Below are 14616 nucleotides of genomic sequence, written 5' to 3'. Positions count from 1 at the left end.
CTATGTTCCTATTTTAATATTTCTTTATATAAATGAAATATCTATTATCTATTCTTCAACATGGGCATTATTTTTGTTCAACCTACTATGCTTAGCTCCATATAAGAAATAAACCGTAACTCCAACCAAAATCCACACTACAAATCTTATCCAAGTAACTAAAGGTATACTAAGTGTTATATATAAACAGAAACCTATTGCAAATAAAGGAATAATAGGTACCCATGGGCATCTAAATTTCCTCTCTACGTTTGGCATCGTTTTCCTTAAAACTATTATACCTGCTGATACAGCTATGAAAGCAAATAATGTTCCTATATTACATAAGTCTATAATTACAGTTAGAGGGAAAAATCCTGCTATTATACAAGTTACTATTCCTGTTATTAACGTACAAGTTGCAGGTGTACCATGCTTTTTATTTATAGATGCAAATGCTTTAGGAAGTAACCCATCTCTTGACATAGCCATAAATATTCTTACTTGACCATATAATGTAACTAATAAAGTAGATATCATACCTATAACTGCACCTGTTGCTACAAGAGTAGATCCCCAATTTATACCAATTTGAGATAATGCATCAGGTATAGCATTCATTACATTTATAGATTTAAAAGGTATCATACCAGTAAGAGCTAATGCTACCCCTATATATAAAATAACTACTGTAATTAAACAAATTAATAAACCTATTGGTACATCTCTTTTAGGGTTCTTAGTTTCTTCCGCTGCTGTTGATACTGCGTCAAATCCTATATATGCAAAAAATATTACTGCTGTCGCTGACATTATTCCACCCATTCCATATGGTGAAAATGGTATATAGTTTTGAGGTTTAATATGAGTAAGCCCTAGGAATATAAACAGTAAAATAACGAAAACCTTAATTCCAACAATAATATTGTTTACTTTTGCACTTTCAGATACCCCTACATAAAGTAACCAAGTTATAAAACAAGTTATTAATACTGCTGGTAAGTCAATAAATCCACCTGCTAAAATTGATTTTGTAAGTGCTTCTGGTAAAACAATCCCATAAGCATTTAACATACCTACTAAAGTTCCAGACCATCCCGATGCAACTGCAGCTCCTGATACTAAATAAGTTAACATTAAATTCCATCCTATAATCCAAGCAACAATTTCTCCAAATGCTACATATGAATAAGAATAGGTACTTCCTGATACTGGAAACATTGTTGAAAGTTCCGCATAGGTTAGTGCACATAGAGCACTTGTTACAGCTGCTATTATAAATGATATTATAACTGCCGGTCCAGCCATCATTGCTCCTTGTCCTGTGGCTACAAATACACCAGTTCCTACAACAGATCCAATTCCTAATAAAGCTAAATCAAATGCTCTTAGATTTTTTTTAAGACCGCTATTTTCAGAAGTTTCTTTGAAATCTGCAACTGTCTTCTTTCTAAAAAAATCCATTTTCATACTTACTACTCCCCTTCTAGGTTTAAATTTAAAATATATTTAGTTTTGTGTGAATTTTTTTACTTTTAAATATATTCTTAAAGTTATTATAGTAACATTATGGCAAAAAAGTAACTTTTTTTAACGGCGCAATACGTCATATTTTTACTAAACACCTAATTGTTCAACAAAATAATTTATATTTTTCACTAAAATAAACGTAATTTTAACAAAATTAATTTTTTTTAACATATGTTAAACTTTATGTAACGAAAAATTTTTATGTAAATAACGTCTATGGACATTTGATTTATTTTTCATATTAAATAATTTTATTATTTAACCTTTTATATTTTTATTTAATTTATTATAAAAAAGGTATAAACTTAATAGTTTATACCTTTTTAAAATAGTTAGTAGATTATTATAGTACTTTCTTCACGAACATTTTCATAAATCCATTTCGCACTACTTGTTGCTAGCCTTATGCATCCATGACTTATAGCAACACCCAACCTATCATCTTTTATGCTAAGTCCTGTTTCATTATATATGATAGAATGATAATAATACTCATCAGTTATATTAGTTGCATACTTGACAGAGCTATTTTCATCTCCAATTGCAGGATACTTTATACCTACAAAAAATACTCCACTTATCGTTGGTGTAGAATTCTTTCCAACGGTACAGCTCCATTTATATAACATATCCCATGCTTCTTTGTTTTTTTCAAATATATATGTATATTTATTTTTTGTAGATGTTATTATTAAATAATCAGTTTTGCTATTTATATTATTTTTATTTGCAAAATCAGACATGTCTTTATTAAAATTAGTATAATCTAAATTAGTATTCTTATTTAATCTAACACCATTAGATTCCATAAGCCATCACCTCACCGAAATATATATATTTTTATTTATGAGTATACTTAAAATAAAATGAACAATTCTGACTAAATATTTAAGTAAAATATTTATCTATGTATTTAAGAAAAACAATTAAATAAATTATTTAATTGTTTCTAGGTACAAAAAATAAGCATCTATAATACTATAGTAGTAGTTTTCAAATTAGGGGGTGTCATCATGCTACAATCTTTTCTTCTAGTTTTATCTCTATCTATTGATACATTTGTAGCTAGTATTGCTTATGGAACTGACAAGATAAAAATTCCATTTTCTTCTGCTTTAATCATAAATGGGGTATGTACTTCTTTTTTAGCTATCTCTCTTTTTTTAGGATCTATATTAAAGGATTTTCTGTCTCCTAATGTAGCATCTTTAATTAGCTTTTCATTATTAATGGTACTTGGGACATACAGATTATTTGAATCATTTTTTAAAACATATATACACAAATTTTCAAATTCAGAAGTTCCTTTAACCTTTAAAGTTTTTGATTTTAAATTCGTTCTTGAAATTTATGCAAATGAAACTAAAGCGGATTATGATAAATCAAAAATATTAACTGGTAAAGAAGCTTTTTATTTAGCTGTAGCACTTTCACTTGATAGTCTCGCCGTTGGCTTTGGTAGTAGCTTAGGAAGTGTTCGTTACTTAGAGGTTATTTTACTTTCATTAATAGTTGGAATTTCTTCTTTAATAATAGGTTCTTATATGGGTAGCAAGTTTGTTGAAAAAGTAGATGTGAATCTTTCTTGGCTGTCCGGAGCTATTCTTATATTATTAGCCCTTATGAGATACTTTAAATTTTAAATTACATGTTTAAAACTAAAAAAGGTACCCTTTATTTTAAAGGTACCTTTTTTAGCTTTAAATTTATTAACTTATTTGCTTTGCAATAGCTCTTTTATATCTCTAAGTAGCAGTACTTCTTCTGAAGTTTTTTCTTCAACCGTGACAGCTTCCTCTACTTTTTTTATCCTTAATTTATTTATTATTCTAATAAACATAAATATTGCAAATGCTATTATAAAAAAATCTACAGTAGCCTGTACAAAACTACCTATATTTAAAGTTATAGGAGGTGTATTACCTACTCCTTCTCTCAATACTACTTTGTATTCTGAGAAATTTATACCTCCTGTTAATATACCTACAAATGGCATAATTAAATCATTTACTAAAGATGTAACTATTTTTGAGAAAGCTCCTCCTACAACAACCCCTATTGCCAAATCAATGACATTTCCTTTAATTGCAAATTGTTTAAATTCTTTGGTTAAATTTTTCAAATATATTTACCTTCTTTCTATCTTTTCGTAAAAAATTCTTATAGTTAGTTTATCCTTATTTTAAATGTTTAATTTAAAATATAACTTTTATATAAAAAATACAGTACCTAATAGTTAGCTTACCATAGATACTGTATATATATTATGCTATATTTTTATTCCTAGACTTTATAACCTGCTGTGCTATATTTACAGAGTGGTCAGAAATTCTTTCTAAATTAGATATTATATCTAAATACACAACTCCATTATCTATAGTACATAAGTTTTCACTTAATCTTCTCATATGATTTTCACGACATACTTTTTCCATAACATCAACTTGCTCTTCCATCTTTATTACCTTGCAAGCTAAGTCTATATCATTATTTTCCATAGATTCTAATGCAGCAGAATATGCATCTACAACTTTATTGTACATTTGAACTAACTCATCTTTACCTTCTTTAGATAAATTTAAGTCTTTTTCTAATATAATTTCGGCTAATTCTGCTATATTTTCAGCATGATCACCGATTCTTTCTATATCATTTACTGTATTGAATAGCTCATCAACAGTTTCTCTAGACTCATTACTTAAAGAAGTTTTAGATAATTTCAATAAGTAATTTAATATAGTCTTTTGTAATAAGTTAACTTTTGATTCTTCTTCAAATGCTTTTTTAACCTTCGAATTTGAGCCTTCAAATAAACCTTCCATTGAGTTAATTAAAGCTTTTTTAGCCTTGTCACCCATTCTTAAAGTTTCTTTAACAGTATTTGATAGTGCGATTGATGGAGTTTCCATCATTCTTTCATCTATATACTTAACTGTTTTTCTATCTTCAATTTCATCTTCTCTCTCAGGTACAAGCTTCATAGTAAGTTTTACTATGAACTTAGAGAATGGAAGTAATATAATAACATTTATTATATTAAATAACGTATGTGAATTCGCTATTTGTCTACTTACATCTGTTGGGTCTAAATGTGTTACCATCATAGTTATTGGCTTAGTTAATAACAGCATAAATACCATAGTTCCTATAATATTAAATATTAAGTGCATTGTTGCTGCTCTTCTAGCATTTTTACTAGCACCTATACTAGATATTAATGAAGTTACACAAGTACCTATATTTTCTCCATATAATATAGGTAATGCTGCTCCCAAACTTATTGCTCCTGTTGATGCAACTGCAAGTAGCATACCCATTGAAGCACTTGAACTTTGAACTATTGCTGTTATACCAAACCCTAATAATATACCAAGTATTGGATTTTGACCTAACGTACTTAAAGCCATAGTAAACCCTTCAAATTCAGTTAAAGGCTTAACTGCATCCTTCATAAAGTCCATACCAGTGAATAATATACCAAATCCTATTAATATCTCAGCCATATTTTTAACTTTTGGCTTAGATGAGAATAAATAAAGTATTATACCTATACCTAGTGCAACTGGTGCAAGACCTACTAAATTAAGAGAAACTAGCTGTGCTGTTATAGTTGTACCTATATTCGCACCCATTATAACCCCTATTGCCTGTGGTAAAGTCATAATTCCGGCATTAACAAATCCAACAACCATTACTGTAGTAGCACTACTACTTTGTATAATTGCTGTAACTAAAGCACCAACTATAACCCCCATTAAAACATTACTTGTTAAAAGTTCGATTATCCTTCTTAGTTTAGCTCCTGCTGACTTTTGAAGTCCATCTCCCATAAGGTTCATACCATACAGGAAAAGTCCAAGACCTCCCATTAAGTTAATTGCTATTTCCACTTTCTTGTTTCCTCCTTAAGATATGCATATGTAATTTTTTAAATTTTCTTATTTATTAGTACAAATTCATTCTATCAAAAAAAATGTCATATTGTGTTAAGTAAATGTTAACTTATTTAGATTTATGTTAAGATTATGTTAAATGGCAGTTAAATATTAAGTTAATATTAATATAAGTTTAAGAGTTTGTTAACAATAAATTTTTATAAATATTAGTTATTTTCTATATTTAATCAAGAAAAATAAAGGCTTAATAAAATATTAAGTCTTTATTTTTTATTATATTATTATTCTAAATTATTTTTTATTCATTTATAACTATAGCAATAAATTCTAAATTATTTTCGCCTGTATTTTCGATTGAGTGAGTAGCACCATCACAAGTATATATAACATCTCCTTTTGATACCTTCGTAATGTTACCATTGTCATCTACAATACCTACTCCACTCAATATATAATATACTTCAAAATCGTCTGTATGGTCATGATATCCTATAGACGCACCTTTTGGTAATGTTATTTTTGATATCATTTTTGCTTTATCTTTTAACTCATCTCCCCAAATTAAGTGTTTTATATTTACACTTTTTTTACCACCTCTCAAATTATCTACTCTTGTAACCCCTATATCCTTTGCTATCTTTATCATCTAAATTCTCCTTAATTTTAATTTTATGTTTTTATTCTATATTTTAGTTAAGTCCCCTTTAATTTTTTAGCTTAAATATTAAATTTAAATTCTATAAAAATAAAAGGATTTAGTTTTAAATTCAACTAAATCCTTGTTGATATTAAGCTTATCTAAAATCATTCATATTATTTGGTATAGTTAAAAACTGAAGTATACTTTGTAGAGGTAACATTCTATTTTCAATATCCATTCCAAACTTTTCAAAACTTTCTTTTATACATCCATTATATGTTTTTAAAATACCATCTTCTAATTCTTGTAAGTGAGAAGCTATATATTGTTTTATATCATTTTCTGTTTTAATATTAGATATTTCTTCCCCTATAAAAACATGTTTAAATATCTCAAATCCTTCACCCTTAGATCCCCAGATGAATATTCTATATGTTATTAAAGATTTTTCTAAATATATTCCACTACTTATTGAATTCATATGGTTTATATCTTCATATAAGTGTTGGTTAAAATCTACAAATCCACTTGATGCTATTTCATATGTCTTAGCTTCATTAAACTCTATATTACACTTAGATAAATTACTATAAAATTCTTCATATCCATTACTTTGAATAAGTATATTACCTAACTGTCCTACTTGTATATTTACATTATCATCTTCTAAAAATTTTTCCATTTCAAACTCCTTTTAATTATTACATTATAATACTTTATTCTAGCATATACAGTTAGATTTTTAAATATATTTCAATATTTATAATTTTTTACTTATGCTATCTACTATTACATCTTTATATTGCTCAAAGTAATGTATAAGTTCTTTATAGAACACATTAGATATTTCTAATATTTGTTTTATCTCTAACAACTTATTATCGAAAGTTGTTTCTTCTACGCAACCAACTATATAGCTTATTAAAATTTCAATTAAAGAGCTTGCTATAATATATCCATCATTTCTGTCTTTTAACTTTAGCTGAACATATGGAATTAAACTTACATATGTGGATATTTTAGCTATATTTTCTTCTTTGCTATTATTTATAAATTTCTTTGCAGCAAACATAAATGATTCTTCCATTGGTATATTTTTAAGTAAATCACATATTACATTTATTATATACTTATTTAAATTTTCTTCACTATCCTTACACATTCTCTCGATTATTTCTTTATCAAAATTATTTTGCGAATATATCTTCAATTCATTTAATTTCATTACATATCTCCTAAATATACATATTTATTTTTAATATAAAATTTTACTTTATAATTACTAAGCTTAAATAAGCATATAATCCTTATATTTTTTCAAAGTAATTACATAAAGATTTAGTCTTTAATTCTTTTATATTTTAGCATCTTAAATACGTATATTTCCAGTAAAATTTATATATGTTTTAATTTATAATAAAAAACCTCTATATGATCCTAAAAATCAATAGAGGTTTTAGAGCTCTTTAATTAATTATTTATTTAAATCATATTCATATTCAACAAGGTCATTATCTTTATCTGAATATTTTTTTATATTACAATAATCTTTTAGATAATCTTCACCATTATCATTAGATAAGAAGACTGGTTTTGCTTTACTTGTAGTAGTTTTTATTTTCCAATTATTATCCGCTTTTGGAGATATAGTTCCTTTTGCTTTTATATAGTCTGTAACTATTTGTCTAGTTTCATCACTAGAAGTAAATACTACTTTTTTATCACTTCCTTCAAATATAGGAAAGTTCCCCCCACCACTAGCTCTATAATTATTAGTTATAACTAAGAATTCATCACTCTCTTTTACTTCTTTTCCATCATATTTAAGATTCGTTATTCTATTTGAATCTTTATTTACTAAGTCTCCATTTTCATTATATTTTGGCTTTTTAGTTACATCAATTTCATATGTTAATCCATCTAATGTATCAAAGTTAAATGCAGGGTAGTTTTTATTTAATAGCTCTTGTGATTCAGACTTATTTGGGTCTATCGTATTAAACATACCTGCACTCATTTCTAACCAATTCTTGATATATTTTCCATTTAATTTAAGAACTGCTGCTGTATTAGGATATTTATAAATATTTGCAATATCTTTTATGGATAAATTACCTTTTTCTATATCTACATAATCATCAGCTTTTGTTCCATCTTTTGAAAGGCCTGCTTTAAACGGTGCCGCTGCTGATAATACAGGTAGCTCTTTATACTGCTTTAACTCATCCTCTTCTAAAATTTTCTTTTTAATATAATCTAATTGAGCATCAGATATAAGTTGAACAGCATTATTATCATTAGTCAATGCAAAATAAGTATTTATAGCTACATCTGTTTTGCCAACTGGAGAATTTACATATGCAACTACTTTCTCATGTGATTCTTTTAGTGCTCCTTCTAATGCTTTGTCATTTTCTATACCTTCTGCACTAATATATTCAGAAGATGAATCAACAACTTTATATCCTTCTTTATCTTTTTGTAGTTTTAAATCAATTACCCCTACACCTTCTGCATATTTAGAAGGTTGAACCGTTGCAATATTATTCATGGTACCTTTTTTCACATCAACCTCTTTTAATTGCTTATTACCTTCTATAAAATTCTCAGCAGGGAATATATCATGTGAGTGACCTCCTACAACTGCATCTATTCCTTTAATTTTTGTAAGTTCATAAGCCATATTTTCTTCATCTTTTTCGTACTTTCCATCACCATATCCTGTATGAGCAAGTGCTACAACTACATCACAACCGTCTTTCTTCATTTTACTTATAACATCTTCCGCGCTATCTTTTATATCTTTTACAGTAACTTTTCCTTCCAAGTTTAATTTATCCCAACTTAATATTTGAGGTGGAACAAATCCTGTTACACCAATTTTTATTTGATGCTCTTTACCGTTTTCATCAACTACATTCTCTGTTATTATTTTATATTGTTCAAATTCAGATTTATTAGTTTGTGCATTATAAATATTAGCATTTACAATAGGGACTTTAGTATCTTTTATTATTTGTTTTAAATAATCTAATCCATAATTAAATTCATGATTACCTAAATTGCCCACATCATACCCTGAAGTTTCTAAAGCTTTATACGCAGGATGTGTCTCACCTACTTTAACTGGTTCTACTCTAGCATAATAGTCACCTAAGGGATTTCCTTGAATTAAATCTCCATTATCAACTACTATAAGATTGTCAAGTTTTTTATCTCCTTTTTTCCCATTTTCATCTTTATATTGATTTATAATAGTTGAAATTTTAACTAATCCATAATTATCAGACTCTGATGTCGTATAATAATCGTAGTTCATTAAATAGTCATGCATATCGCTAGTTGCTATTATTTTAAAATCTATAGTATCTGCGGGATTTTGAACATTTGTATTTTCTTTATTTGAACAGCCTACTATAACCGGGACCACCATAACCAAAGTAAGTCCTAATGTTAGTAATTTTTTTGAAATTTTCAATACGATCACTCCTTATATATATTTTCTAACACTTCTTATTATTTGAATATAATAAAAAAAAATACTGTTTTATAACAAAGAAAAAGAACGGCTAAAAACCGTTCTTTTTTCTAACATTTAATAAAATTTTATATTTTAAGCTGTTTGATTTGATTTTTTGACTTTACAAATATTTTTTGCAAATAATATAGATGCTATACCACATATAAACATTAATCCTGGATAATATAAATATGGTAAAATTTCAACTGGAGATATTTGAGCAACACCAGCTGCTGTTAAAAGCTGTGCTCCATATGGTATAACGCCTTGCCAGCAAGATGAAAATATATCCAATATACTAGCTGTTTTTCTAGGATCTATTTCATATTTATCAGCAATATCCTTTGCTAATGGGCCCGCTGTAACTATTGCTATAGTATTATTTGCAGTACATAAATCAATAACACTTACTAATCCAGCTATTCCAAACTCTGCACCTTTTTTACTTTTTATTCTGCTTGTTATAAAATAAAGTATATAATCAATACCACCATTAAACTTTATAAGAGAAACTGCGCCTCCTACTACTATACATAAAATACTTAATTCATACATACCTGCTATTCCGCCAGATATAGCTTCTATAAGTCCAAATATATCGAATGATTTAGTAAATAAACCTACAACCCCTGCAAATCCAATTCCACTGCCTAATAGTACGAAAACATTTACTCCACATAGTGCACCTATCAGTACTACTAGGTATGGAAGAACTTTTATTAGATTATAGTCATAGCTTTGGTTTGCAACATTATCATATCCTAATGTTACTATTGTTAGTAACACTGCAGTAACTATAGCTGCTGGTAAAACTATTTTAAAGTTCATTTTAAATTTATCTTTTAATTCACAACCTTGTGTTCTTACTGCTGCTATTGTTGTATCTGATATTATAGATAAATTGTCTCCAAACATTGCTCCACCTACTACTGCTCCTATAACTAAAGCTACTGGTATTCCTGTTTTTTCAGATATTCCAACACCTATTGGAGCTAAAGCGGCTATTGTACCAACTGAGGTTCCCATTGATACTGATATAAAGCATCCTATTATAAATAGTCCTGCTACTAAAAGATTTGATGGAAGTATTGATAAACTTAGGTTTACCGTTGAATCTACTCCTCCCATAGCTTTAGCTACACTTGAAAATGCTCCTGCAAATAAAAATATTAAAACCATTAAAATAATATTAGGTTCTCCTGCACCTTTACAAAATACATTTAACTTTGCTTCTAAACTCTCTTTTTTATTAAATAATAATGCTACTGCACCAGATATTAAAAATGCTACTACTGCAGGCATTTTATAAAAATCTCCTGTTATTATCCCACTTCCTACAAATAATAATAAAAACACGCCTAAAGGCAATAATGCTAATGGATTTCCTTTTTTAGTTTCTTGTTTCATTTTATTGGTCTCCTTTTAATTTTTATACTTAAATTCTCACATAAAATTCATCTTAGGCAATTATTCATACTAATTAAGTTCGCGCGCCACTTAATTTATATAAATAATCATTCTTTGTTGCATAAAAAAACTCCCGTCCTAAGAAATTAATCTTAGGAACGAGAGTTGACTTCGTGTTACCATCCTAGTTTATTTGTATTTCACAATACAAACCTCATTAAGTACGCCAAATTTATGGTTATACTCTATCACTGTAACGGGTGAACCCGTTGTAGCCTAAATCTTATAACTAGATCTCGGTACACCGCTCCAAGGCCATTTTCACTTTAATATTCTTTGCCCCTTCTCACCAATAAGGGCTCTCTGTAAAAGTATTCTTAAAGTTACTTTCCTTTTCATCGCATTTATAATTTCTTTTTATATTTTATATAATATATTTTCTAAAAAGCTTTGTCAATTATATTTTTAAATTTTCTAAAAATTTTTTTTAATTTTATATATTTATTTAATTTTACATCCTATAAGCTTACATGTGCCTCCACACTCAAAGCATAAATAATCGGGTTCTTCTTTGTCACTAATTTGCACCGATATTGAATTACACTTTTCACATTTAAGTTTATATACATTTCCACTTTTTAATAGTGGATCAATTAAATTTTGATTACTTTTACTCATTATAAACCACCCCACCCTTTGTTTATTTAACTATAATATAGCACAATTATATCAAAATTTCTTATTTTTTGTAATTTTATATATTTTTTAATCCATAAAAAATCATCTAGAATTTAAATTCTAGATGATTTTAGTTTATACGAGATTTATTTTTTAGTAGTCCATTGTAAAAATTAATTACATCCTCAATATACGTGTTAAAAATTGCATCTTCTTCGATATATATATCATGTTTTGCATCTTTTCTTAAAATAATCTTGCAATTTTTAGCATAACTTGCGAACTTATTTTGTCCACCCGGCCTTACAAAAATATCTTTCCCTGCCTGAAATATCAATATAGGTATTTTTACTTTACTTGCATTTTCCTCTCGAGTTAATACATCTGTTGCTTTAAATGCTTCTTTTAACCATTTAAATGCCCCCCCAGATGTTTGAAGTTCTTCATTTTCAAGCTGTTTTTTTAAATATGAACTATATCTTGTTTGAGAATCAAGTTCTAATTTATTTAAATTTCCTTTTATTTTAAATGGACCATGGCCTAATATATATTGGTTTCCTTGACCTATAAGACACATAAATCTAGAGACTATCTTAGAAATAAAGATAGGATATTTTCCTGTTTCAATTTCCATCATAGGACAATTTAAAATTGCTCCATCGAAATAATTTTCATACTTTTCTAAAAATAATGATCCTATAGCTCCTCCCATAGAGTGAGCAAATAGGAATATTTTTTCTTCTTTTTTATTATATACAACAACACTATCTAAAAAAGTTTTAAAATCATATACATAATGTTCAAAACTTTCTACATTTATTTGGCTATTATCTATACCTAATCGTCCGGATTTTCCATGGCCTCTATGATCCATTATGTATACTGAAAATCCGCTATCATTAAACATTTTAATTATTTCATCATATTTTTCTGATGTTTCACAGAAACCATGAGATATTACTATATTAGCTTTACTCTGTTCTACAATATAACTTTTATAATATATTTTAACGTTCTCTTTTCCCATTATATATCCATCTTCATATATTGTACTACTTTTTATTTTATCCATAGTCTCCTTATCCTTAATATTATTTTAATAAAATTATAACATACAAGGGATACATTTAATATTTACAAATTTTTCATATAATCATGTTCAACCTTAAAATTTAAGTATTTATAATACTTTTATTGTAATAAATTAAGATTTATACAATATATTTATTGTATTCGAATTACTGATTTACATTTTTACTCCACTATTTATAATCATAATTTTCACACAATAAAAAGAGGCATCATTTAAAACGACACCCCTTTCTATATGTGTGTGAAGTAATACAATTATCTTAGTACAACTTATACCCTCTACTACATACATTTAATCTTTATTTTAAGATTTTATTTTTTCTTCATTCAATGAACTATGTTTATATCCATAAAATACATATACAATAAATCCTATAGAAATCCAGACTAAAAATGCCATTTTTGTGAAAGTAGGTAATTGTAATATTAAGAATAAGCAAAATACAACTGCAAGTATAGGAATTACTGGAACGAAAGGAACCTTAAATGGTCTTTGTAAATCAGGTCTAGATTTTCTTAGTATTATAACTGATAAAGAAACTATAACAAATGCTGCTAATGTTCCCATATTAGTTAATTCTGCAACTTTTCCTATTGGGAAGAACCCTGCTACAAGTGCTGTAGCTATAAAAACTAGTGCTATACTCTTAGTTGGTGCTCCACTTTTTTGAGAAACTTGACTAAATGCTTTAGGTAATAATCCATCTCTTGATAAAGCATAAAATAAACGAGTAGATCCATACATCATAACTAATAATACTGAAGTTATACCACATACTGCACCTACTGATACTAAAGCTGATCCCCATTGAATACCAACTTTTGATAATGCGTATGCAACAGGAGCCGCATTATCCTTAAAGTCTAAATATGGTACCATACCTGTTAATATAGCAGATACTACTATATATAATACAGTACATATTAATAAAGACCCTATTATTCCTTTAGGCAAATCTTTTTGAGGATTTTTAACTTCTTCTGCTGCTGTTGCAACCGCATCGAATCCAATATATGCAAAGAATACTATTGCGGCTCCAGAGAATACTCCACTCCATCCATAAGGCATAAATGGATGCCAGTTAGCTGGTTCTACGTGTTTAAACCCTAAAATTATAAATAAAAGAACTACTGCTATTTTTACTGCTACTAATATATTATTTAGTTTAGCGCTTTCCTTCGCTCCTAATAATAATAATCCAGCTATAAGAGCTAAAATTAATATTGCTGGTAAATTTATAATACCGCCACTACCAGGTGCTGCTATTAAGGCTTTAGGTAAATGTATACCTAGTATATTTAGTATATTTACTATATAGCCAGACCAACCAATTGAAACAGCTGCTACTGCTACACAGTACTCTAATATTAAATCCCAACCTATTAGCCACCCCCAAATTTCTCCAAGCCCTACATATCCAAAGGTATATGCACTTCCTGATATAGGTATCATCGCTGATAGTTCTGCATAGCATAATGCTGCAAAAGCACACGCTATACCTGAAATAATAAATGATAGTATAAGAGCTGGACCTGCATAATCTGCAGCTGCTACACCTGTTAATACAAATATTCCTGTTCCTATTATTGCCCCTATACCTAGCATAGTAAGTTCAAATGCCCCTAAAACTTTCTTTAATCCTTTACCTTCTTGATTATGGCTCAATAGCTTCTCAACTGGCATCTTTCTGAATATATCAGATTTCATAATATGCCTCCTTCTTAATTTTTAATATACTAAATTTATCAAATACTATCTATTAGGTAATTATATTTATAGGTATAGGAACGTATTTGATTTTATTAAATACAATAATGCTATCTCACATTTTATCCACCTCATTTTTTTTATTTACTTAATAGTATGATGTTTT

The 14616-nt window shown here is 27.9% G+C and carries 13 protein-coding genes and 1 other annotated feature; of the genes, 1 reads left to right on the top strand and 12 read right to left on the bottom strand.

The features are described 5' to 3' along the window. Positions 1-48: 48 nt before the first annotated feature. Both NWE74_RS02170 and NWE74_RS02165 read right to left on the bottom strand, forming a co-directional pair. Positions 49-1449, bottom strand: coding sequence for an APC family permease (locus NWE74_RS02170; RefSeq protein ID WP_330666270.1), 1401 nt, complete (start codon positions 1447-1449; stop codon positions 49-51). Positions 1450-1841: 392 nt separating this feature from the next. Beyond that, entirely contained in the window at positions 1842-2318 is a 477-nt protein-coding gene (locus NWE74_RS02165) for a L,D-transpeptidase (RefSeq protein ID WP_258241598.1), read from the bottom strand. Between the two features lie 204 nt (positions 2319-2522). Between NWE74_RS02165 and ytaF the strand changes: the two genes are divergently transcribed. Continuing rightward, positions 2523-3152, top strand: a complete 630-nt coding sequence (ytaF, locus tag NWE74_RS02160; RefSeq protein ID WP_258241597.1) for a sporulation membrane protein YtaF — start codon at positions 2523-2525, stop codon at positions 3150-3152. 71 nt (positions 3153-3223) lie between these two features. Here ytaF and mscL read toward each other — a convergent pair whose 3' ends face one another. From mscL to NWE74_RS02110, 10 genes are all read right to left on the bottom strand, one after another. Next, positions 3224-3631: a large-conductance mechanosensitive channel protein MscL gene (mscL, locus tag NWE74_RS02155; protein WP_258241596.1), complete on the bottom strand. Its 408-nt coding sequence runs from the start codon at positions 3629-3631 to the stop codon at positions 3224-3226. A gap of 142 nt (positions 3632-3773) precedes the next feature. After that, complete coding sequence (locus tag NWE74_RS02150) at positions 3774-5399, bottom strand: Na/Pi cotransporter family protein (RefSeq protein WP_258241595.1); 1626 nt, start codon at positions 5397-5399, stop codon at positions 3774-3776. Between the two features lie 304 nt (positions 5400-5703). After that, positions 5704-6051 carry a cupin domain-containing protein gene (locus tag NWE74_RS02145; protein WP_258241594.1) on the bottom strand — a complete coding sequence of 116 codons (348 nt, stop codon included), beginning with the start codon at positions 6049-6051 and terminating at the stop codon, positions 5704-5706. 148 nt (positions 6052-6199) lie between these two features. Then, positions 6200-6727 carry a hypothetical protein gene (locus NWE74_RS02140; RefSeq protein ID WP_258241593.1) on the bottom strand — a complete coding sequence of 176 codons (528 nt, stop codon included), beginning with the start codon at positions 6725-6727 and terminating at the stop codon, positions 6200-6202. 78 nt (positions 6728-6805) lie between these two features. Then, the gene (locus NWE74_RS02135; RefSeq protein WP_258241592.1) at positions 6806-7270 is read right to left on the bottom strand and encodes a hypothetical protein; all 465 of its coding nucleotides are present in this window, start codon (positions 7268-7270) and stop codon (positions 6806-6808) included. A gap of 249 nt (positions 7271-7519) precedes the next feature. Further along, entirely contained in the window at positions 7520-9523 is a 2004-nt protein-coding gene (locus NWE74_RS02130) for a bifunctional 2',3'-cyclic-nucleotide 2'-phosphodiesterase/3'-nucleotidase (protein ID WP_258241591.1), read from the bottom strand. A gap of 135 nt (positions 9524-9658) precedes the next feature. Beyond that, on the bottom strand, positions 9659-10972 hold the full coding sequence (locus NWE74_RS02125) for a Na+/H+ antiporter NhaC family protein (RefSeq protein ID WP_258241590.1): 1314 nt from the start codon (positions 10970-10972) through the stop codon (positions 9659-9661). 151 nt (positions 10973-11123) lie between these two features. Further along, positions 11124-11380 (bottom strand) — a binding site (T-box leader). A gap of 93 nt (positions 11381-11473) precedes the next feature. Further along, positions 11474-11650 carry a hypothetical protein gene (locus NWE74_RS02120; RefSeq protein ID WP_258241589.1) on the bottom strand — a complete coding sequence of 59 codons (177 nt, stop codon included), beginning with the start codon at positions 11648-11650 and terminating at the stop codon, positions 11474-11476. Positions 11651-11780: 130 nt separating this feature from the next. Next, entirely contained in the window at positions 11781-12722 is a 942-nt protein-coding gene (locus NWE74_RS02115; protein WP_258241588.1) for a lysophospholipase, read from the bottom strand. Positions 12723-13046: 324 nt separating this feature from the next. Further along, positions 13047-14450, bottom strand: a complete 1404-nt coding sequence (locus tag NWE74_RS02110) for an amino acid permease (protein WP_258241587.1) — start codon at positions 14448-14450, stop codon at positions 13047-13049. Between the last annotated feature and the right edge of the window lie 166 nt (positions 14451-14616).

Origin of the sequence: Romboutsia lituseburensis, from assembly GCF_024723825.1 — a bacterium.
Lineage (GTDB): Bacteria > Bacillota > Clostridia > Peptostreptococcales > Peptostreptococcaceae > Romboutsia_F > Romboutsia_F lituseburensis_A.
This window is presented reverse-complemented; position numbering and strand designations above follow the sequence as displayed.

Bases quoted from the DNA above. Each gene is read 5' to 3' on its own strand.
- NWE74_RS02170 (WP_330666270.1), bottom strand. From the start codon at position 1,449: ATGAAAATGGATTTTTTTAGAAAGAAGACAGTTGCAGATTTCAAAGAA.
- NWE74_RS02165 (WP_258241598.1), bottom strand. From the start codon at position 2,318: ATGGAATCTAATGGTGTTAGATTAAATAAGAATACTAATTTAGATTAT.
- ytaF (WP_258241597.1), top strand. From the start codon at position 2,523: ATGCTACAATCTTTTCTTCTAGTTTTATCTCTATCTATTGATACATTT.
- NWE74_RS02145 (WP_258241594.1), bottom strand. From the start codon at position 6,051: ATGATAAAGATAGCAAAGGATATAGGGGTTACAAGAGTAGATAATTTG.
- NWE74_RS02140 (WP_258241593.1), bottom strand. From the start codon at position 6,727: ATGGAAAAATTTTTAGAAGATGATAATGTAAATATACAAGTAGGACAG.
- NWE74_RS02135 (WP_258241592.1), bottom strand. From the start codon at position 7,270: ATGAAATTAAATGAATTGAAGATATATTCGCAAAATAATTTTGATAAA.
- NWE74_RS02125 (WP_258241590.1), bottom strand. From the start codon at position 10,972: ATGAAACAAGAAACTAAAAAAGGAAATCCATTAGCATTATTGCCTTTA.
- NWE74_RS02120 (WP_258241589.1), bottom strand. From the start codon at position 11,650: ATGAGTAAAAGTAATCAAAATTTAATTGATCCACTATTAAAAAGTGGA.
- NWE74_RS02115 (WP_258241588.1), bottom strand. From the start codon at position 12,722: ATGGATAAAATAAAAAGTAGTACAATATATGAAGATGGATATATAATG.
- NWE74_RS02110 (WP_258241587.1), bottom strand. From the start codon at position 14,450: ATGAAATCTGATATATTCAGAAAGATGCCAGTTGAGAAGCTATTGAGC.